The 20931-nt window shown below is 41.8% G+C and carries 21 protein-coding genes; 13 read left to right on the top strand and 8 right to left on the bottom strand.

The window, feature by feature from the left end; translation table 11 throughout:
* Positions 1-177: 177 nt before the first annotated feature.
* A complete protein-coding gene (locus ACIQXR_RS15080) occupies positions 178-609 on the top strand; it encodes an NUDIX hydrolase (protein ID WP_402873808.1) in 432 nt (143 codons plus the stop codon).
* A gap of 88 nt (positions 610-697) precedes the next feature.
* Here the strand turns inward: ACIQXR_RS15080 and ACIQXR_RS15075 are convergent, their stop codons facing one another.
* Both ACIQXR_RS15075 and ACIQXR_RS15070 read right to left on the bottom strand, forming a co-directional pair.
* Positions 698-2302 (bottom strand): amidohydrolase, encoded by a 1605-nt coding sequence (locus tag ACIQXR_RS15075; RefSeq protein ID WP_402873805.1) that lies wholly within the window; start codon positions 2300-2302, stop codon positions 698-700.
* 155 nt (positions 2303-2457) lie between these two features.
* The gene (locus tag ACIQXR_RS15070; protein WP_402873802.1) at positions 2458-3651 is read right to left on the bottom strand and encodes an ornithine--oxo-acid transaminase; all 1194 of its coding nucleotides are present in this window, start codon (positions 3649-3651) and stop codon (positions 2458-2460) included.
* A 330-nt stretch (positions 3652-3981) separates the two neighbouring features.
* Here ACIQXR_RS15070 and ACIQXR_RS15065 point away from each other — a divergent pair, with 330 nt between their 5' ends.
* The gene (locus tag ACIQXR_RS15065; protein ID WP_402873799.1) at positions 3982-5400 is read left to right on the top strand and encodes a sigma-54 interaction domain-containing protein; all 1419 of its coding nucleotides are present in this window, start codon (positions 3982-3984) and stop codon (positions 5398-5400) included.
* Here ACIQXR_RS15065 and ACIQXR_RS15060 read toward each other — a convergent pair.
* Positions 5393-6403, bottom strand: coding sequence for a hypothetical protein (locus ACIQXR_RS15060; RefSeq protein ID WP_402873798.1), 1011 nt, complete (start codon positions 6401-6403; stop codon positions 5393-5395). The genes ACIQXR_RS15065 and ACIQXR_RS15060 overlap by 8 nt on opposite strands.
* 441 nt (positions 6404-6844) lie before the next feature.
* Between ACIQXR_RS15060 and ACIQXR_RS15055 the strand changes: the two genes are divergently transcribed.
* From ACIQXR_RS15055 to yppF, 5 genes are all read left to right on the top strand, one after another.
* Positions 6845-7459, top strand: a complete 615-nt coding sequence (locus tag ACIQXR_RS15055) for a protein kinase domain-containing protein (RefSeq protein ID WP_402873795.1) — start codon at positions 6845-6847, stop codon at positions 7457-7459.
* A gap of 22 nt (positions 7460-7481) precedes the next feature.
* Positions 7482-7922: a DUF6376 family protein gene (locus ACIQXR_RS15050; RefSeq protein WP_402873793.1), complete on the top strand. Its 441-nt coding sequence runs from the start codon at positions 7482-7484 to the stop codon at positions 7920-7922.
* 234 nt (positions 7923-8156) lie between these two features.
* The gene (locus tag ACIQXR_RS15045) at positions 8157-9545 is read left to right on the top strand and encodes an L-cystine transporter (RefSeq protein WP_402873791.1); all 1389 of its coding nucleotides are present in this window, start codon (positions 8157-8159) and stop codon (positions 9543-9545) included.
* Between the two features lie 132 nt (positions 9546-9677).
* A complete protein-coding gene (locus ACIQXR_RS15040) occupies positions 9678-9941 on the top strand; it encodes a hypothetical protein (protein WP_402873788.1) in 264 nt (87 codons plus the stop codon).
* Positions 9942-10140: 199 nt separating this feature from the next.
* Positions 10141-10335 carry a YppF family protein gene (gene yppF / locus ACIQXR_RS15035; RefSeq protein WP_402873786.1) on the top strand — a complete coding sequence of 65 codons (195 nt, stop codon included), beginning with the start codon at positions 10141-10143 and terminating at the stop codon, positions 10333-10335.
* A 69-nt stretch (positions 10336-10404) separates the two neighbouring features.
* On the opposite strand, the gene ACIQXR_RS15030 is transcribed toward yppF, so the two are convergent.
* Together ACIQXR_RS15030 and ACIQXR_RS15025 are read right to left on the bottom strand one after the other, a co-directional pair.
* On the bottom strand, positions 10405-11079 hold the full coding sequence (locus tag ACIQXR_RS15030) for a phosphatase PAP2 family protein (protein WP_402873783.1): 675 nt from the start codon (positions 11077-11079) through the stop codon (positions 10405-10407).
* 176 nt (positions 11080-11255) lie between these two features.
* Positions 11256-11483 carry a hypothetical protein gene (locus ACIQXR_RS15025; protein WP_403080297.1) on the bottom strand — a complete coding sequence of 76 codons (228 nt, stop codon included), beginning with the start codon at positions 11481-11483 and terminating at the stop codon, positions 11256-11258.
* A 201-nt stretch (positions 11484-11684) separates the two neighbouring features.
* On the opposite strand from ACIQXR_RS15025, the gene ACIQXR_RS15020 reads away from it, so the two are divergent.
* The gene (locus ACIQXR_RS15020; protein ID WP_402873777.1) at positions 11685-12845 is read left to right on the top strand and encodes an MFS transporter; all 1161 of its coding nucleotides are present in this window, start codon (positions 11685-11687) and stop codon (positions 12843-12845) included.
* A 53-nt stretch (positions 12846-12898) separates the two neighbouring features.
* Here ACIQXR_RS15020 and ACIQXR_RS15015 read toward each other — a convergent pair whose 3' ends face one another.
* Positions 12899-13750 (bottom strand): MBL fold metallo-hydrolase, encoded by an 852-nt coding sequence (locus tag ACIQXR_RS15015; protein WP_402873774.1) that lies wholly within the window; start codon positions 13748-13750, stop codon positions 12899-12901.
* Between the two features lie 178 nt (positions 13751-13928).
* Here ACIQXR_RS15015 and ACIQXR_RS15010 point away from each other — a divergent pair, with 178 nt between their 5' ends.
* Both ACIQXR_RS15010 and ACIQXR_RS15005 read left to right on the top strand, forming a co-directional pair.
* Entirely contained in the window at positions 13929-14561 is a 633-nt protein-coding gene (locus tag ACIQXR_RS15010; protein WP_402873771.1) for a LysE family translocator, read from the top strand.
* Positions 14562-14712: 151 nt separating this feature from the next.
* Entirely contained in the window at positions 14713-15231 is a 519-nt protein-coding gene (locus ACIQXR_RS15005; protein ID WP_403080295.1) for a hypothetical protein, read from the top strand.
* A 145-nt stretch (positions 15232-15376) separates the two neighbouring features.
* Here ACIQXR_RS15005 and ACIQXR_RS15000 read toward each other — a convergent pair whose 3' ends face one another.
* Complete coding sequence (locus ACIQXR_RS15000) at positions 15377-16585, bottom strand: CynX/NimT family MFS transporter (RefSeq protein ID WP_402873765.1); 1209 nt, start codon at positions 16583-16585, stop codon at positions 15377-15379.
* 134 nt (positions 16586-16719) lie between these two features.
* The gene (locus ACIQXR_RS14995; protein WP_402873762.1) at positions 16720-18141 is read right to left on the bottom strand and encodes a phospholipase D-like domain-containing protein; all 1422 of its coding nucleotides are present in this window, start codon (positions 18139-18141) and stop codon (positions 16720-16722) included.
* A gap of 144 nt (positions 18142-18285) precedes the next feature.
* On the opposite strand from ACIQXR_RS14995, the gene ACIQXR_RS14990 reads away from it, so the two are divergent.
* From ACIQXR_RS14990 to ACIQXR_RS14980, 3 genes are all read left to right on the top strand, one after another.
* Positions 18286-19113 carry an endonuclease/exonuclease/phosphatase family protein gene (locus ACIQXR_RS14990; protein WP_402873759.1) on the top strand — a complete coding sequence of 276 codons (828 nt, stop codon included), beginning with the start codon at positions 18286-18288 and terminating at the stop codon, positions 19111-19113.
* A gap of 201 nt (positions 19114-19314) precedes the next feature.
* Positions 19315-20106: an endonuclease/exonuclease/phosphatase family protein gene (locus tag ACIQXR_RS14985; RefSeq protein WP_402873756.1), complete on the top strand. Its 792-nt coding sequence runs from the start codon at positions 19315-19317 to the stop codon at positions 20104-20106.
* Positions 20107-20290: 184 nt separating this feature from the next.
* Positions 20291-20746, top strand: coding sequence for a hypothetical protein (locus ACIQXR_RS14980; RefSeq protein WP_402873753.1), 456 nt, complete (start codon positions 20291-20293; stop codon positions 20744-20746).
* The last annotated feature ends 185 nt before the right edge of the window (positions 20747-20931 follow it).

Genomic DNA, 20931 nt, shown 5'->3' with positions numbered 1-20931 from the left:
TAATCCCCAAGAGTATATATAGGTATATCGTTTCATTTATTTGAAGCCTTCTTTTTGAGTCCTACGCTTAAAAAGGAATTTTTTTACATGTGGTGGTATTATGGAGGAAGCACCAGGCAGGAAGTCCGAGGAACGGGCAACAGCTAGACTACTAAACAATAGAAATGGGGAAGTCGATTGGAACATGGCACGCAGAAAATCTTCTCACCACCAAAACACATCGTCTCAGCAGCAACGATTGTAATCAATGAGCAAGGGGAAATTCTATTAATCAAGGGGCCCATGCGAGGTTGGGAAATGCCTGGGGGACAAGTTGAAGAAGGCGAGTCCTTGAAAGAAGCCGCCATAAGAGAAACGAAAGAGGAAACAGGTATGGATATAGAGGTTTTGAAATTTTGTGGGATCTTTCAAAACGTTGAAGAGTCCATCTGTAATACACTGTTTTTAGCTAAACCAGTTGGAGGAACAGTAACAACGTCACCAGAGAGTTTGGAAGTGGGGTATTATCCCATTGAGCAGGCTTTGGAAATGGTGACTTTCAGGAATTTCAGTCAGAGAATTGAATGCTGTTTGGATGAAAGCACCCATCCATTCTATATAGAATTTTAGGATACCTCTCGCCTAATAACAAGGGGCTTCCAGAGAGGAAGCCCCAGATATAGAGCACTGTACAAGCGCCTTCTCTTGCTTTTGAACATCACCCTGCTATTTCTTTGTGAAAGACCCTCTTACCGGCCATATACGTTTCTTCAACCTGCACTTCCCCTATTTCTTCCGGTTTGATGGTCAAAATGTCCCGGTCTAGGACAATAAAGTCGGCATGAAAGCCCGGTGCAAGCTGGCCAACATCCGGGATGCGCGTGACTTCCTGTGCCGCTTTTGTATAAAGCATGATGGCCGTTTCAATGTCTATGCGTTGTTCCTGCCCTGTATCCGTTCCATCATAGGCCTTACGTGTGACGGCTGCCATCATCCCGACAAATGGGTTGACCGGATCTGCCCACGCCGTTGCAGGTGCATCAGATGAGAAGGCCACCATGATACCCGCATCTAACATGGAACGAATTGGATACGTTTGCTTCGTACGCTCCGCCCCAAGGTTAGTAAGGTACGATTCAATTTCAGCGTAGAGAAAGATCGGTTGTGGGACGAATGCGATTCCCATTTCACTTGCCTGTTGAAGGGCCTTCTTAGACGGCATGGCCGCATGCTCAATCCTGATCGAGGGACCATCTTCCATCCAGCCCTTCTTGCCGCAAAAGGTATCGATGATTAAATCGATCGCCTGCTCACCCATGGCATGTATGACCAATTGGATACGATTCTCCTCGGCTGCTTGACCGGCAAGTAGCAACTCCTCTTTAGTGGTCATCGGGATGCCATAGTTCTCGCCTTCCCCTAAAAATGGCGGATTGACCCAGGCCGTTTGGCCAGAAACGCTTCCATCGGCGAATAACTTGATTCCTCCAATATAATTGTCCTGGTCTCTATTCGTTTTGTTCTTGGCTAAAAACGGATCGTCCTTAATGGTTTCCCATATGTAATACAGGACTGCACGCTGCTTCATGCCCTTTTCCGTAGCAGCACGATACATGTCTAAATAATCCGCAGGTTTAGGCTTTGCCATCAAATCCGTAATGGCCGTTATTCCATGCGATAGCAATTGTGGGCTTAATTCCACAAGTCCTTCTATTTCTTCCTCAACAGTTTGTACGGGCATTACTTGTTGGACTAAATCTTTTGCGTTTTCACGTAAAACGCCCGTCGGTTCACCGTACGGATCTCTATCAATCTTTCCACCCACTGGGTCTGGTGTATCTTTGGTGATGCCGGCGAGTTCCAGTGCCTTACTGTTGACCACAACCATGTGAGTGCATGTGCGCGTGATGATAACGGGAACCTTCGTCGTGGCTTGATCTAAATCCCAGCGTGAAGGCGAACGACGCTCTTTTAATTTCCCCTCATCATATCCCCATCCTTCTATCCAACCCCCGGAATCTTGTGATTCGCTTGCCTTACGAACTTCATCAATTAAATCTTCCAGTGATTCGACAACAGGCGGCATACAGGAAATTTGCTTGGAAGACCCGGCTAGATACAATGGATGCAAGTGTGCATCGATGAGCCCCGGCAACACCCGTCGTCCTTGAAGGTTCATGCGCTCTCCAGTCATCCCTTTGGTTTCTTCTTCTTCCCCAATCCAGTGTATGCGCCCATCACGAATGACCATAGCACTTGCATAAGGTTGTGTTGGATTGGCTGTGAATATTTTTCCGTTCACATAAATGATGTCATGATTCATTCTTTCTCCTCCCCCTATATGAACACATTTCATTTGTACCGCTTTGATTTAAAGTTCCTTTATCCTTGCAGACGAAAAAGAGCATTCCAAAATGGATAAGCCTACGCTTTTTTTTGGAATACCCTTTTTTCATGACTCAGAATCAGTAAGCGACATTAAGCTAAAACTTTTTTAATACGGGCAATAGCCCAATCTAGTTCTTCCTTCGTAATCACAAGTGGCGGAGCAAAGCGGATCACGGTATCATGCGTTTCCTTACACAGTAAGTTTTCCTCTTTTAATTTTTCACAATAAGGTCTTGCCTCCACCGTTAACTCCACTCCGATAAATAAGCCTTTTCCCCGTATATCTTTAATCTTTGGATTATTGATTTCCTTCAAGCTTTCTTTAAAGTATTCGCCTAATTCCAACGAGCGTTCCGCAAGTTTCTCTTCTTCAAGAATCTCTAAGGAAGCGATGGAAACCGCACAAGCCAATGGATTGCCCCCAAATGTAGAACCATGTGAACCAGGGTTGAAGACGCCTAGGATGTCACGGTTGGCCGCCACGCAAGAGATTGGGAAAACCCCACCACCAAGTGCCTTGCCTAAAATGTACATATCAGGAACAACATGATCCCAATCGGAGGCGAATGTTTTACCTGACCGGCCAAGGCCCGACTGAATTTCGTCCGAAACGAACAATACATTATTTTCTTTACACAGTTCAAATGCCGCTTTCAGGAAACCGGCTGGTGGAATGATGATGCCCGCTTCCCCTTGGATCGGTTCAATCAGGAATCCGGCCGTTTGCGGTGTGATGGCCGCTTTCAATGCCTCAAGGTCACCATAGGGAATCAACTTGATTCCTGGCAACATCGGCCCGAATCCCCTTCTATATTCATCATCGGAAGATAAAGAAACGGCTGTCATCGTCCGGCCATGGAAGTTGCCGATACAAGCGATGATTTCCGCTTGGTCTTCAGCGATTCCTTTTACATCATAGCCCCAGCGTCTAACAGCCTTGATGGCCGTTTCAACTGCTTCAGCCCCCGTGTTCATCGGAAGGGCCATGTCTTTTTGGGTAAGACGGGCCACCTTTTCGTACCACGGACCCAATTGATCACTATGAAACGCTCGGGACGTTAACGTTACACGATCCGCTTGATCTTTTAGCGCTTGAATGATTTTTGGGTGCCGATGACCTTGGTTCACGGCTGAATAGGCACTAAGCATATCCATATACTTGTTTCCTTCTGGATCTTCTACCCATACTCCTTCTGCCTTTGATATGACGATGGGAAGTGGATGATAATTGTTTGCCCCATATTGTTCAGTTTGTTCAATAACCTTTTCCGTCACAGTTTTCATATAAATTCCCCCCTATGATTTAAGCGTTTCCGCTATGATTTACGTTGTAGATGAAGATGTAGCATATTTCAGGATTGAAAAATCAGTTCAGGTCCCCCTATCTATCAACTAGCAAGTTCCATGCCAAAAATAAAGGCCTCTATCAAAAACACCCTAACTCAAAGAAAAAATATATTTCAGGAAAGGGGTTTCACCCATTTTTTTCATAAAATCCGCAAAAATATTTGGCACCTTTCCGCCATCCATTCTTGCAGTGCAAATAATAATTGCACCAATATTGGATTTACTTTACAATTAGCTTCAACAAAAGGAAAAACCTGGAGGTGCCTCATGGATTTAAACCAGATTATGAGAATAGAAGGTTTTCAAACGATTCTCCATTCACTTGTGGATGTGATTGATATAGGCATACATATTATAGATAGGAACGGCTTGACGGTCATCTATAACAAAAAGATGGCGGAGATTGAGGGAATGGATTCAAAAGATGTATTAGGAGAGAAGATTCACGACATCTTTAAGTTCAAAGAAGAAACGGAAAGCACACTGGTCAGGGCCCTTCACTCCGGCCATGCAACCGAAAACTCGAAACAGACTTACTTCAATAGCCTGGGGCAGGAAATCTCGACCATCAATAATACCTATCCGATATTCGACACCAGGCAAAATATCATCGGGGCCATCGAAGTAGCCAAGGATATTACCAACCTGGAACGAATCATCAAGGATAATATATTAAACAAGGGCGATACCCAATATACCTTTGACAGTATCCTAGGAGTCAGTGAGAATTTCCTGGAGGTCATCGAAAAGAGCAAGCGTTCGACAAGAACCTCTTCCACCATCCTCATCGTTGGGGAAACTGGAACGGGAAAGGAACTTTTTGCACAAAGCATCCATAATGGAAGCAGTCGCTCCAAACATCCATTCATCAGCCAGAACTGTGCAGCACTTCCCGATAGTTTAATAGAGGGAATCCTATTCGGAACGAAGAAAGGTGCCTTCACCGGCTCTGTCGAAAGACCGGGATTGTTCGAACAAGCAGAAGGCGGCACGATCCTTCTTGATGAGATCAATTCCCTGAACCCCAATTTGCAGGCAAAATTATTACGGGCCCTTCAAGAAAGGAAGATTCGTCGCGTAGGTGATACGAAAGATAAGAATATCGACGTCCGCGTCATCGCAACCATCAATGAAGATCCGATTGATGCCATATCAAACGGCCATTTACGTAAGGATCTTTATTACCGCTTAAGTGTGGTGTCTTTATTCATACCGCCGCTTCGGGAACGGAAAGAGGATATTCCATTGCTCGCCCAATCGTTTATTAATAAATTCAATGCGCTTTTCGAATTGGACATCGAAGGAATCAGCGAAGAAGCCTACGAACTTTTCTATGATTATGACTGGCATGGAAACGTAAGAGAACTTGAACATATCATCGAAGGGGCCATGAATTTGCTAGAACCTGGCGATAAGCACATAAAAATCTCGCACCTTCCCACTCTCTTCAAAAAGAAAGCGAATAGGGAAGAAGCAGAGATGGAAAACAAAGCGCCTTCCCCTCCCTCTCATCAAGGGACCCTTCCTCTTGATGATTATATGGCGCATACAGAAAAGTTCTATTTGGAAAAGGTGTTACATGAACATAACCAGAATATCTCCCAAGCAGCCAAAGCCTTGAATATAAGCCGGCAAAGCCTCCAATATCGCTTGAAAAAGTACCAGGCCAAAAATCCCCTCACTTAGAAAGTGGGGGATCTCCCTTCTTTACAGGAAAATAGGAACCTGTCTTTTTAAAGCGTCTCCAGCATATGAACACGTAAATCAGTGCCACCGTAATAAACAATACAATATAATACATCATCAACTCATTAGTGGTCATAATTTGAAAAACGTCTTTCCAGCTCGTTTCCTGCAGATATATTTTGTATGGAGTTTCTTCACTGTAAGAAATCGGGACCCGCTGATCTTTATATGCATAATAGGCATGGCTTGTGACTTCCTTCGTCAGGTACACGGTCTCGTTTGCTTGATTCTCAAAGCTGAGTGCCAAAAAATACTCACTATCTGCATAACGGCCTAAATTCCGGTCGGCAAAATGATCGGTCACAACAGCCGTAGTTTCGATTCGACCCTCGTCCGAATATTTATCATATGCGTTCATCACCATTTGCCCCATATAATAGAAACCGAATAATAGACCTATTAGTATGCCTCCGTAAAATAAACCATATAGAAGGAAACCTAGGAATGAATTGAAAAGTTTTTTTCTCTCCATCCGCTGAAAAAAGGTTACCACAAACCTAACTTTACTCAACCAATACGAGATATAACCAAAGATATAAATGCTGACGAAAGCCAGGCCAATATAATAGGAAGAATACTCCCCCTTTAAATCCTCCTGATTATGAAAAGTACCATCGATTTTGAATCCGCTAACCGTATCTCCGATTTCGAGTTTGTCAAATTCCTCTTTCTCTACATACGCCCTCTGTCCAATATCCAAATTCCAAGCAACCTTACCTGTGAGTTTTTCATTGAGTAAAACCATGTAATACGTTTTTCCATACAATAGGTCCTGTGCCGCCGTTTTTTCATAAACCACGGCCGTCATCGGTTCGCTTTCATCCTCACGCTTCAGCTCTTTATATTCTTGGAAATTCTCTACGGTTTTGAATAGCACGAAAACAAATACCCCAAAGGCAAAGAGCATCCATCCTATCCGCTTCATATCATAGTTATATCTCATAATGGAACCCCTTTTTCATTCGTTTGCCTATCCTTACGGGTGGAGGGAATGTTTTTTCTTTAGATTTGGAATCAAAATAGGTTTCCCTTCATATTTATCTACAAACAACATGATTACCAACATCTATTCTATTCGACAAAAATCTGTTATCTCCTATTTGGGACTGACTCTTTTCAGATTCTTAAATTTGACCCATGAGCATGATATCCTCTATACTTACTGTAATGTAACTAAATAAATGAATTCTTCTGTTAAGGGGAGTAGCTATACAGTAAAGTCGTCAGTACAGGATGTCCATCCTCGGCTTTATTGGCAACTAATTTACAGTTGTTTGCAAGACCTTGCCGATTTTTTGGTGAGGTCTTTTTCGTATCTAAGACGGTATAACCAAGATAATCGGTTATACCGTCTTTTTTTGTATCATCAATCTTTTGGAGAGGTGTGAAGGAGTTGTCACAATATTATAGGTTGGCTCAAAATGTGAAAATCGCGAACGATAAAAACCATACATTGATCGAGGCAGATGATTCATTGTCGCTAATCGGCAAAGGACGAAGCGCATATGTATTTAGAATCCAAGATACCGACCTAGCCTTGAAAGTATTTTTCCCGGCTCATACCCACACGGCTAAAATAGAAGCGGATATTTACCGGGCCGTTCAGCATATCGAGTACTACCCGACCCTATTCGATGCAGGGGAGCGTTACCTCGTGATTGATTACATCGAGGGTCACACGCTTTTTGAACATTTGACGATGGGCATCCCGGTAACGGAAGAAAAGGTGAAGGAAATCGATCATGCCCTGAACTTGGCCAGAAAGGTAGGCTTGAATCCATCCGATATCCATTTACGGAACATCTTGATAACGTCCGATAAGAAAGTGAAGATTATCGATCTTGCGCGGTTCCGACAGACAAAATCCTGCAAGCAATGGCATGATTTAAAACGCGTATTCCACCTTTTCTATAGGAGGCCCTACTTTCCCAAGAAAATCCCTACCTTTATTCTCAATTCCATTGCGGCCATCTATAAGAAAAGGTTCTTGCCCATTTAATAAACCATACAGGAGGAAAAACATGAAAAAAATACTTATGCTATGTACATCACTTATCTTATTAACCGGCTGCTCGCTTCTAGGGGAAGTCAATTCATCATTAGACTATGCCGATACCGCAACAAGCTATGTCGGTACCGTAAAAGAGTTTGCCAATGAAGTGCCCGCCCTCTCTAAGGATGCTGTCACCGACAAGGAGGCAATGAAGACACTTGAGAATGAACTGCAAACGATGAAAACGGAAATCGAAGAATTCAATGAAACCGAACCGCCCCAAATCGCTGATGGCATTCACGATAAAATCGTCAGTTCCAACCAACAGCTTCAAGACGGAATCGATTTATATCTAAAAAATATGGAAGATGGGACATTGAATCCTGCGGTCCTTGAAGATTCGGAAATCATGAAGACGATTGATAATATCACAAGCCTGACCAACCAAATTGAAAAATTAGGGAACTAGATACCTGAATACTCCTTTTAACCGAGGAGTATTTTTTTACATTCGGGATGATTGCCCCTTTGAAGTGCTGACCTCCTAAAAAAGAATTTCACCTCCAGCCCCCTCCATTTCTACCCTTCAAAAAAAATATCTTTAAATCATACTATTTATCGCTGGTAAAATAGTAATAAATGATGTATCATACTCTAGTATTTATTATTCAGAGTAGATTAATAGGAATTGGAGTGGATTAAAATGATTGGTTATGTTTTTCTGAATATCGCCATAATGATCGTCCTGTTGGGCCTTCTATTTTATATGAACAAAAAACATATTTCCTTTACTAAAAGAGTTTTTACTGCACTTGGGTTAGGGATCATATTCGGTCTTCTTTTGCAGTACTTCTATGAACCTGGTTCGGTTGCGATTGTGAAATCGACCGATTGGTTTAACATTGTAGGTTCGGGTTACGTGAAGTTCCTACAGATGATCGTTATGCCACTTGTATTCATTTCGATCTTGTCAGCATTTACAAGATTGAAGCTTACAAGCAATATCGGTAAAATCAGTGTCTTGATCATCGGGATCTTGCTTGGAACGACTGCCATTGCAGCAGCCATCGGTATTACATCGGCCACAGTATTCGATTTGGAAGCCGTTCAAATTGAACAAGGTGATGCAGAAACGAGCCGTGGTGCTGAAATAACGGAAAAAACGGGTACCATCGAAGATAAAATGTCGATGCCACAACAAATCATCGAGTTAATTCCAGCCAATCCGTTTCTTGATTTAACGGGTGCTCGCTCGACTTCTACGATTTCAGTGGTCATCTTTGCTGCATTTCTTGGTATCGCCTATCTAGGGGTTAAAAGAAAACAGCCTGAACACGCAGAGTTTTTCTCTAAAATCGTCGATGCCCTGCACAGTATCATTATGCGAGTGGTGACGTTAATTTTACGCTTGACTCCTTATGGAATCTTGGCGATCATGACAACTACGGTCGCAACGAGTGACCTCGATGCCATCCTTAAATTAGGAAAATTCGTGGGAGCTTCTTATGTAGCCCTTATCGTGATGTTCTTGATTCATCTGCTATTGCTGATGATTGCAGGATTGAATCCAATCACTTATTTAAGAAAAGCATTCCCTGTCTTGTCATTCGCTTTCACAGCTAGATCGAGTGCAGGTGCACTACCTATGAACATTCAAACGCAAAAGCAACTAGGTGTCTCTGAAGGGATTGCCAACTTTGCCGGATCATTCGGGTTATCCATCGGACAAAATGGGTGTGCTGGTATTTATCCAGCCATGCTTGCCGTCATGATTGCACCGACAGTGGGAATCAATCCGCTTTCTCCATCCTTTATCGCCACTTTGATCCTTATTGTGGCCATCAGTTCCTTTGGAGTGGCAGGTGTCGGCGGCGGTGCAACATTCGCAGCCATCCTCGTCCTTTCCGCAATGGACTTACCGGTAGCCTTGGCAGGACTATTAATTTCGGTTGAACCATTAATCGACATGGGTAGAACCGCCTTGAACGTTAGCGGAAGCATGACGTCAGGTGTGCTGACTAGTAAAATCACGCATGACCTGGATAAAGAACAATACAACGAAACATCTGTTAAACTAGACACTGAAATGTAATCACTTCTCCCCCATCTCGTTACTGAGATGGGGGTTTTGTTTTTCATGAAGTTATTCAAAAGAAAATCCACTCTAAAGGGTGGAAAGACTATATAATAAATGTTAGATAATGGATACACATGGAGGGTGAGTATGAAAAATAGTTCCTCATTAATCATCGGGGTGGCCATCATCATGGGTTTTACAATCCTAGGTTTATTTCTGATGGCCTCATCTAAAGAAGATTCTAAGGGTGCAAGTCATGAAGATCGATATGAATTAGTCCCTGTAAATGAAAATAATATGATCATCTTTGATAAGACGTCAGGGGCATATTGGAATAAATTCGTCCCGAGCGATGAAGGCCCTACGACATGGGAAAAAGGCGATTCTCCCATTAAGAAGAGCAATAACTAAAAAACACTACAATATACACGAAGGAAGTACTAAAAACGCTTGGTTGAATAACCAGGCCTTTTTCATCCATTTAAATCCCCACCACTCTTTCTGTCTTTAATTGTATGAAAATGTCGGTAGTTTAAATTTTCTAAAAACTAATCTTACTATATTTTCCATGTTATATTGTTAAAGATAAAAAATCCAATAGAAATGTTAGGTGAGCGAACTGACAATTGAAGTTTTAATTTTGCACTATATTCAAGAAACACGCCAAAAGCCTTTTCATGCTGATGAATTATTAGATTACATTCAAAAAGAATACGTGAGCGGGAATTTATCTATTTTCCAATACAAAGACCTCTGCAAGGAACTATATAGACGCGGCGCAAAGAAACAACTTCATTTAGGATGATTGCCCATCGAAGGCTTGCAACAATCGCAAAAAGGACTGCCCACTATGAAGACAGTCCTTACTATTTTTTTATAGGTCACTATTTTTCATTCTCTTTTTCATTCGAGCTGTTCTAATGTGGTTAACCTGAACGCTCATTCCACCATTGAACATAAACTGGGCAGCAGCATATACCGCACAGGCGACAAGAATCCCTGCCAATGCATCCAGGATGGCATGCTGTTTCGTGAATAATGTGGAGAGGATAATAAGGGTACCCATGACCGTCACACATGCATATTCCCGCTTGAAGTCTTCTTTTCTGTTATATACGATGATCATCATGATAAACGTCGTCATTACATGGATACTAGGTAGACAGTTGACAGGCTGGTCATGCATATAAATGAAACGGACCAGGTTTGCAAAGATATCGTCCCCGACAACGTCCGGCCGCGGTACAGTCGTTTGCCAGAAAACATAGACGACAAAACAAATCAATTTACCGGATATCAAACTGCTTATCGCCACGAAATATTGCTTTCGGTCAACAAAGCAATAATAAATCAATAATCCATACATAAACGGATACCAAAGTAAGTAAGGAATGATGAATTCCTTGATAAAGGGAATCCCCTCATCTATTTTCGTCGTGACATCGACCGCATCACTCGGCAATTGGTTGATGATGGAGTATATAAAACTAGTAAGGATAAACAATAATAAATAACTTAATGGGTAAAGGATTTTCATGTTTTTTTTCATAGCTTACTCCGTTTTTTTATTGAATTTATATTATAGGATTTACCCCATATCTTTTCATATGAATCATGTATTCATCTATCGTATTTAAAAGCTATGATTATGTCAAAATCTTTATTCTTGGAGGACAAAACCCTATACAAGAAAAATTTATAACGTGACAAGCTAAAAAAAGGTACTTAAAACCCTTTCCCTAACCATGACATGACTATCATTAAAACCCCGATAACTACTACGACAACCGGTCCTACAACAAATAATCCGAATAATAACGATAAAACAGCATCCATAAAAGTACGGCCGGGGCCTGCTTTCTCTTTTCTTTCCGTAATTAATAAGTCTTCAAGAGATGCAACCTTTTGTTTAAGCTCCTGTAACTCTTGAACAACTTTTGCATTTTGGTCCAAAACCCCACTCCCTGCCTCATTTTCTGTCATTAATTATATCATGAGTCCCCATACAAAGTATAAAATGGTAAAAAATACTTACAACATTGAACTAAATATAGGAATAAATAAATCTATGATTTCAATTAATTATAGGAATGTTACAATAAAAAAGTTGAGTGGACATCAATCTATAGAATATGTGGGGTACTATTACATTTTATGAAAACATTACGACTACTAAGAAGCTTTAACTTTTTATACTTTGGTTTACTTGCCATTTTCATTCCCTTTCTTCCGGTCTATCTGGATGATCAAGGTCTATCGCCAGGTCAAATCGGTTTCATCATCGGTACGGGCGGGTTTGTGACTTTGATCACTCAACCTTTGTGGGGAATGATCAGCGACAAAACAAAGACCATTCGCAAAGTCCTGTTGTTGCTGATTCTCTGCTCAAGCATACTCGGGTATTTCTTGTACGATTCGGGAAGCTATCTCCACCTGATTCTATTTGCCATGTTGCTATACTTTTTCCTTATGCCGATTGACCCGCTTACGGAAAGCCTCAATTTCACGATTGCAGAATCGAATGGAATCAGTTATGGCTCCATCCGTACATACGGTGCTTTAGGATATGCCGTAATCTCATTGATTACCGGCTATGTCATGTCCCATTTCGGTGCTACTAGTCTAGCTTGGCTCTTTTCTGGCATTGCCATTATCGGTTTTGTCATCATCTGGATGATGCCCGATGCGCCCGTCTCCGGGAAGCCCGTCACGATGAAAACGCTCAAGCACTTTTTCAGTAATAAAGAAACGTTGCTATTCCTTTTACTGGTCTTTATATGTGCCGTTCCGGCCAGGATGAACGATACGTTCCTTGGTGTGTACATTCGGGAACTTGGTGGAAGTACCACTCTCGTTGGACTCACTTGGTTCTTGGCGGCTGGAAGTGAAATTGTCGTGTTTGCCTTAAGCTTCTGGTGGCTTCGCAAAGGGAAGGAAATCATCATCATCTCATTCGCTGCCGCATTTTTCTTCATTCGGTACTTCGTCTCGGCCTGGTTAACCGACCCGCACCTGTTAGCTTACTTGCAGATCCTGCAACTGTTAACCTTCCCGATTTTCTACTCGGCGGCCATACAGTATTTGTACCGGATCGTCCCAGCCGAATGGCGTGCCACTGGTCAGACGATATTGGCCTTGCTGTTCTTTGGGGTATCGGGAATTCTCGCCTCATATGTAGGGGGCGCCATCTACGGTGCTTTTGGAGGAAAAGTCCTTTATCTTTCGATTTCTTCCATCTCATTCGTCGGAATGGTGTTCGCCTTGATTCTTTACCGGATTTATGGGAAGAAAGAGATTCTGGTGAAAGCAGAATAAGACACAAAAAAAGTCGACTCCTGTTACAGGAATTCGACTTTTTTGTGTCTTTTTCAACCTTTATAGCCATTTACAAAGAAGGTCACTGTTTCCCTTTCACTTTCGGTTAGATCACGCTTAAGCTTCGTCGCCAGTTCCCGCTCCATTGCTGCTTGATCCCCCTGATGTTTGCCGACAAGGCTGGCACAATCTTTGAATAACTTGAACTCCTGCTCCATTTCCTGTTTCGTGCAAGGCTGATCATGATGGGAAAGGATATACGTTTCGGCATCATAGGATTCAATCTTCTCAACGAGCCTCAAGGCTTCTTCAGCGGTATAATTCCATTTATCCGCATAAAGATTGGCATACAGGCAATCTCCCAGCATTAAGGTCTTTTCCTCTGGGACATACACGATGCAAGAATCAGCGGCGTGGTCTCCACCTACGTGTTCAACGATGCATGTGATATCGCCAAGATCAATCGTTAGTGACTTTTCAAAAACTATATCAGGAAGCTTCATCGAGATATCCCGCTTCGAACCGAACTCCAATTTAATGGCATCGGCACAAAATGGAATCTCGATTCCTTCCTCGACCCGTTGATCTAATGCGTGATCGTCCCAAGAAAGAGACTGCATCTCTTTCACATTTCGGTACGTTCGTTCCTGGCAAATCACGGGAATGTCCACATGTCCCAATCCGAATACATGATCCCAATGAGAATGAGTAAGAACAAGCATGTCCCCACTCCAATCGATCTTCGCCAATTCAGCTTGAAAAAGTTGCGCATGTGAAACAGAATTCCCCGCATCAATGATGAGCGTTTTCTTCGCTCCTGAAACAGCGACCAAAATTGGCCGGTCGTTTACCTCCACTCGCGTCAGGTAAACGATATGGTTGGATACATGTTCTAAAGTTTGCATGGATTAAGTTCTCCTTTGGAACGTCGGATTATCTTCTTCAATCAGTTTGCTTACAGTATAGCAAACAAATACAGGGAACGATGTAATATTTCATTTACCTATCCTCTTCCAGAATGATCTATGGTACATTAAATGATGAATTATCAGAATAATCAAATGAAGATGGGCGGTTTCTCACATGGAAAACTATTATTTATTTATCATGATGTGCATTCTTCTCATCCTATTGCCCGGTCCTGATACGGCGATTGCGACTAAGAACACCTTTTCGATTGGAAAAACGGGTGGCCTCCAAACGATGCTTGGTACGTGTTGTGCCTTGCTCATTCATACATCCGCCGCTGTCTTAGGACTTTCAGCAATCATCGTCAAATCAGCTTTATTATTTTCCATCTTTAAATATGTCGGGGCCGTGTACTTGATTTATCTAGGCATCAAGACATTATGGGGATTGAGGAATAAGAAAGTGGCAGTAACCGGTGAAAGGAAGGATGAAGATAAATACGGAAGCAAGTCTTGTTTTAAACAGGGGTTCCTGACCAATTTGCTCAATCCGAAAGTGGCGGTGTTCTTTCTAACATTTCTTCCACAGTTCGTGAACCCTGGACAGGATACATTCCTGCCCTTTCTATTGATGGGTGCCACCTACACCGGACTGACTGCGCTCTGGTTCATCTTCTATATCTACTTGCTTAACCAGATCAGTGCTTTCATGAAAAGACCGCGGACTCAAAAGGTTTTTGAAGGCATCACAGGCACAGTGCTAATCGGCTTTGGAATGAAACTGGCGTTGGAAAAGGCCCAGCATTAACCTTAGGTCTTGGTCATTATATATAATTTTTTTTTACTTCAAAGAGAAGGAGACCATTACTGATGACGAATAACTATACTATTATCGATTTATTCTTAAATGATATCGAAAAAAAATTCATTGAAGTTCCTTCACACAAAAGAAAAAAATAATGGTTGAAATGAAAGATCATATGTATTCCGAGGTGGAAAATAAAATCGCAAATGGAAAAGACGAAACCACAGCCATTAAAGAAACAATCGCAAATTTCAAAGAAGACCCACATCCATTTACCGAGCTTGCAGAACAAGAAGAATACCTCAACCAAAATAAGTACGAAAGCAAAAGAGATTTCGGGTTCGATTTAATTATGGTCTTATGTATAGGGCCACTTGGCGCTTTAACCGCACCTATTTTGAAAGGATACATAGAATTAGCCCAAATCATTTTTCATCGTTATTATTCTAAGAATATGAAGGAATCTAGGGTCAAAACCTTACAATTCACATCAAAAGCTTACTTGATTTTGTTTGCCTTAGCTTTTGGAATGTATGCAGCTAATTTAACCATCAACCAACAAATTAACATCGTACCAACTATGTACTTGCTAGTTTATATTGCCATATTGATACCTTTGTATCTTTTATTCAAAAGTGTATACAACAAAAATAAAGATTTACTAAATAAATAAAAGGGGCTGTCTAATAAGTCCTTATTCCAGGGAATTTCACAAAAATAAAGAGGCAGAAATGTTGTTAAAGCAACGTTTCTGCCTTTTACCATTTATACAATTTCGGTATAATTACCCCTTTTGGGACAGCCCCTTTTACTTTGGTTTAATCCACATGACGGGCCCTTCCCGAACTCATCCCGAATATCATGACTAATGCAGAGATAAGGATAAGTGCAAAAAGCGGAATGGTCCAATCTTGAGCCACATCGAACAAGTATCCAATGAATATCGGTCCTACGGCTGCAAGTAGATAGCCTGTTGATTGGGCCATTCCCGATAACTCGGCAGCTCGCTTCGCATTCCTTGCGCGAATGCCTATATAACTTAGCGCCAACGGGAAATTCCCTCCCAATGCGATACCGATTAACGTGATACTGATGATCAGGATAGGAAAAGAAGATCCAAACCATAACCCTGCATATCCGACAACCGAGCATAACCCCAGCGCGAAAGCTACCCACACCTGGGAGTTAAGTCGTGCGGCGAGAACAGGGATGAAGAAGCTTGAAGGCAACCCGATGATTTGGGTAAATGATAGCAACCATCCAGCCGTCCCCCTGCTTATCCCATGACTAATCAAGATTTCGGGTAACCATGTAATCGTGACATAAAATAAAAACGATTGAAATCCCATGAATAACGCGATTTGCCAAGCAAGTGGTGAGCGCCAGATCTTCGTAGCGCTTAAGCTCACACTTTTAATGGGATTACCTTTTCCTTGATCTAATCTGATGAGGTACACCCAGATCAATATGGCCAAGACGGCCGGGATTCCCCAGACAATCAGAGCCCCTTGCCAACCAAGGTTCAAACCACTGGCTAATGGTACGCTAAGTCCTGATGCCAGAGAAGCAACCAACCCCATGGACGTAGAATAGATACTGGTCATCAAACCGAATTTCTGCGGGAATTTATCTTTTATCACGACAGGCAAAAGAACATTTCCGATGGAGATTCCCATACCAATGAAAACGGTACCAAAAAAGAGAAAGAATGACATCGAAACCGACCGAATGCAAACCCCAATCAGCAAAACGCACAACCCCACCAACAATGTCTTCTCGTTTGTTAAGCGATTGGCGATTTTGGGAACGATAGGCGACATGATGGCAAACGTAATTAATGGAACGCTCATCAAAAGTCCTGCACTCCAATGGGCAATTCCAAGATCAGCCTGAATCACCCCGACTAACGGTCCCACTGAAGTGATGGCTGGGCGTAAATTGAAGGCAACGAGAACGATTCCCATGGTGAAAAAAAATAAGAATAATGACTTTTTTTGTTTTTGAACAACGGTTTTTTGTATCTCCATTCAAGAATCCTCCTACCAATCCACAAACTTTCTAGATGATATCACAATAGAATATCACAATATTTGCAGAATAAGTTGGAGTAATTTCCCTTTTGTAAAAAAATGCTCATGGTTATATTCTATTCCGAAACCAGTTACGCCAATCCTCTCCATAATATGGACACCTTCGAGAGTGCATTTAATAGAATGGCCCGATAAGACTTGTCCTTTTTCTCATCTTTAGGCGTGTCTATCTTCTTTTTCTTATCCGCCACTAACGTGCTTTTATCGATTTTGTCATGAATAGCCTCTGTCAACTGTACCGCGAATTCCTCGCTATCTATGATCACCATCGAGTCCGTGCTTAAAACCGATGATCGTGAATCAAGGTTGAAGGAACCAACTGCACTTAGCCGTTGATCAAAGACCACCGATTTAGCATGTAAGGAATGCTTATCGGCATATTCATAAAGTCTTACCCCAGTCTTTATAATGTCGTCTCTCAAATCCAAGTATCCTGAGAAGGCCATAACATTGGGAGTGGATTTCACGGAATTGGTTAGTAGGGTCCAGTTGGCAGTCGAATTCATATTTTCTGGTACATATCCCTTCATTTCTTTTGTAGGGACAACATATGGACTCTGAATCAGGACGGACTTCTCCGCTTCCGTCGCTCCATCAATAAGCGTTTGCCAGACAACAGGTTGTTTTTTGAAACGCTCGATCGGATTGTGCAAAAAGCTCACCCGTTTCGTTGGGGTGGTGATGGCCATCCAGTTCATCGAGGGCGTAACAAAATGTTCATTTTCTTTAATGGCGGTTTTGTATTGATGGGTTAGCTTATCTTTTTCCTCTTTTCCTTTAGTACTCTGCCTTTTTGAAAGGTCCGAGAAGGGGTCGCTCGTGTATGGGTGGTTCCATAATTCATTCATATACTTGTTCATCTGAACGATCACGTTTTCTCCAGTTCGCGTGGCATGAAAGATGATGACATCACGGTCATGGACAAAATTCTTAGGTGGTTTTTTCGCTAAATACTTATCGGCGATATTTCGCCCTCCAATGATGCCCAGCCGCCCGTCGACCATCATGATTTTGTCGTGAAGCCGGTTGTTCCATGTCCAAGGCTTGAATATCTTGAACGATTCATAATACCTTAATTCAATATTTTCATGTGATGCCAAGGCGAAACGGACATCACTCATTTTAAATCGCAGACCATGGCTAATCCCATCCAATAGGACCCGAACCCTAACGCCCCGGTCCGCCGCATCAATAAGGGCACCGAGAATCAGCTCAGTCGACTTACCTTTTGCTATCGAATAATAGGCGATATCAATCGTATCAGTGGCTTCCTGAATCATTTGCATCCGTGCACGTCCCGATTCATACCCATTTTCCAGGAGCAACACTCGATCTGAAGAATCTCCCTGCCCCATAAAACCACTTATATCGTTAGGGGGTGCCTCCCCTTTTTTATCCAAAGGAAAATAGAACAGAACAACCGCCGTAGCCACTGCATAAAGGACGTATAATAGACATACAAACAGTGCTCCTTTCACGATCTTTTTTGTCATGAAATCCCTCCCCCTAACTTTCCTAATACTATTTGTATTAAGGACTAACTCTATACTTGGATCGAAAAGAGGAATGACTAATAAAGTTCATGAAATAGTCAAATGATATCTTCATTAATATTCGTTTCATAAAGGAGTGATAGTTTGAGAAAAATAATTGGCTTCATTACGATATTGCTCTTTCTTGTAACCATGGATCCCGCACGTCATACCTTGGCTGGTGAACGGCCGCATGGTAAGAGAAAGACAGTGGACATACAAGTTCTAACCTTCAACATCCATCATGCTGTTGGAATCGATGGGGTTCTGGATATAGGCCGGGTCGCGAAGACAATCGAAGGAGAACATGCCGAAATCATTGGGTTACAGGAAGTGGACAATCATTGGTCAGAGCGGAGCCTTTTCGAAGATCAAGCAAAATGGTTGGCCAAACGTTTGAATATGCATTATGCATACATGGCCAACTTGGAACGTGATCCTTTGAATCACGGGGAACACCGACGACAATATGGAACGGCCATATTAAGTAAGTATCCAATCCTTCATGCACAAAACCATTTCTTTAAGAAGATTAGAAATACAGAGCAACGTGGGTTATTAGAAGCTACAATCAAAGTGAAGGGCAACCACCTTACTGTTTATAATGCACACTTGGCCTTAGCTCCGGAACAAAGACAAAAACAAGTGGATGAGGTCATCGCTATCTCCCTTGAAGCCAAAGGGCCCAAGCTCATAGTGGGCGACTTGAATGCAACACCAGAAAGTAATGAAATAGCGATGCTTTCGTCTTCTTTTCGTGATGCGTTTGCCCATCTAAATGATGCGTATACATACTACTCTGCGGATGGTACTCCGAAAAGAATTGATTATATTTTCTCATCAAAAAACATAAAAATATCAAATCCAAAAGTCATCTCCACCCTAGCTTCTGACCATCTCCCATTGACGGCTAAGATTACATTAAAAAGATAAAGCACCTTCCGCACGAAGATTATAATAAATGATGTTGGTCTTACAACTTTTGTGCTTTTTCACTTGGGAAAAATGATACACCACTTCCCTTGTCACCAACTTGTCTAGGAGCTGAATAACCCGAATCACTTTATATTATGATTTCAAAAGGTATACTAATAGGTAATATAAATGTTTAATGAACGGAAAGGAGTGTTCGTTTTGCGGGAAGGTCTTCCACTTGGACGGTTGTTCACCAAGCAGAAAGTGAAAAACGTGAAGGTCATGTCCTACAATATCCACCATGCTGTAGGTTTGGATGGGGTTTTGGATATGGAACGGATTGCCAGTATAGTAGAAGCCGAGGGCGCCGATATCATCGGACTCCAAGAAGTGGATAATCATTGGTCAGAACGAAGTGGCTTTGAAGATCAAGCCGATTGGTTGGCTAAGCGTCTCGACATGCATTATATCTATATGGCCAATATTGATCGTCCTCCATTTAAATCAAGAAAAAACCGCCGACAATATGGGGCAGCCATATTAAGCACATATCCAATCATTCAAGCGCAAAATTACCTTCTTACGAAAATTGGCGAATCGGAGCAACGAGGACTATTGGAAATTGTCATCGATATAAAAGGCCATAAACTCAACATCTATAATACACACTTAGCTTTAACTGCTAACGAGCGTCACATTCAAATGAACGAAATCATCCAAATTTCAAATAGAAAAAAAGGTCACAAGGTCATCATGGGTGACTTGAATACAACACCACAAAGCACGGAATTGAAAACTCTTGCCTCTCATTTTCATGATGCATTCGCCGAACAAAACGATGCTTATACTTATGATGCTGAGGGCATCCCCAAAAGGATTGATTATATTTTCACTTCAAAGGAGATAAAAACATCTCAAGCGAAAGTGATTTATACTCCAGGATCTGACCATTACCCCATTATCGCCACCCTGGCTTTGGATAAGAACACCCACACTCGCCGTTCCAACTAAGGATGGCGAGTTTCATGTATTACTTACACCCCGCCACTTTTTTGTTCATCACTTATATTCCCCAGGAAACTTTGTATCCCACAAAAACCCCTGCCAAATGGATTATTTTTCAAAAAATAAATGTGTCTAACTTGTGAACAAGATGGATATCGTTTAATATATATATAAAGAGGGAGGAATTTCCATGATTAAGCAACCTTCAAAAGTAAGCGTTTTCAATTATGGTTTTGCATTAGGTATATCGGAAGTGTTTTTTTTAACCAGCTTCTATCTCAGCATTCTTGATGTTTCCTACTTTGCCCTAGCCTTACCGTTCTCGGCTGTATTTCTTTTAGTGTCCTTATACTTCTTTATCCGCACTGATAAAGTCGCAAAGACCTTATACAAACAGCGCGTAGAAAGAGAAGCTGTCTATTCATTTTATCATAAGTCTTTCGGAATCTTCTTAATCATATTCGCTGCATTGCTTTGCATAGCACTTGCTTATTTACCTTTTATACAACAAGGAGGACACTTCTACATTCTTTATTGCGTCCCAATGGCCGTCTTATGTTTGGTTCCTTGCATCACATCGTATAAAGGAATGAAATTGTCCAAAATTAACATTGAAAAAACGCCACCTCATGTAGATATGAATTAATGTCGAATCGAATAAAAAAGCAAGAGGATGGGTCATGTTCTTCTACAATCTAGAAGCATGCCCATCCTCTTTTATTTGAAAAGTCAGGTTTCGAAACACAACCCATTCTTACCGTTTAGCTTTCAAAACACCTTGCTTACCCTTTTGTGATTACGAATGGTAAGCCCAAAACGTATATCCACACT

It is taken from the genome of Peribacillus sp. NPDC097224 (genome assembly GCF_044761985.1).
Taxonomy (GTDB): Bacteria; Bacillota; Bacilli; order Bacillales; family DSM-1321; genus Peribacillus.
Note: the sequence above shows the minus strand (reverse complement) of the source record. Positions and strands in the feature narration are given on the sequence as shown.